Annotated in this window: 1 rRNA gene (running past one end of the window); it reads left to right on the forward strand. The window is 41.2% G+C overall.

Annotation, left to right across the window (positions count from 1 at the left end):
• The first annotated feature begins 182 nt into the window (after positions 1-182).
• Positions 183-539: ribosomal RNA gene (locus KA833_RS12550) — 23S ribosomal RNA — on the forward strand; it runs 2527 nt beyond the window's last position.

Raw genomic sequence — 539 nt, forward strand, 5'->3', positions numbered from 1 at the left:
TTGTACATTGAAAACTAGATAAGTAAGTAAAATTTATGATTTTACCAAGCAAAACCGAGTGAATAAGAGTTTTAAATAAGCTTGAATTCAAAAAGAAATAATCGCTAGTGTTCGAAAGAACACTCACAGATTAATAACATTTTGGGTTTTCAACCGACGGTTGTCGAGTTGGAAAGCAAATAGATTAAGTTATTAAGGGCGCACGGTGGATGCCTTGGCACTAGAAGCCGATGAAGGACGTTACTAACGACGATATGCTTTGGGGAGCTGTAAGTAAGCTGTGATCCAGAGATTTCCGAATGGGGGAACCCAATACGAGTTATGTCGTATTATCGATACGTAAATACATAGCGTATCGAAGGTAGACGCGGAGAACTGAAACATCTTAGTACCCGCAGGAAGAGAAAGAAAAATCGATTCCCTGAGTAGCGGCGAGCGAAACGGGAAGAGCCCAAACCAACGAGCTTGCTTGTTGGGGTTGTAGGACACTCTATACGGAGTTACAAAGGAATAGATTAGACGAAGCATCTGGAAAGATG

The sequence above is a fragment of the Staphylococcus sp. GDY8P67P genome, assembly GCF_017892545.1.
Lineage (GTDB): Bacteria > Bacillota > Bacilli > Staphylococcales > Staphylococcaceae > Staphylococcus > Staphylococcus ureilyticus.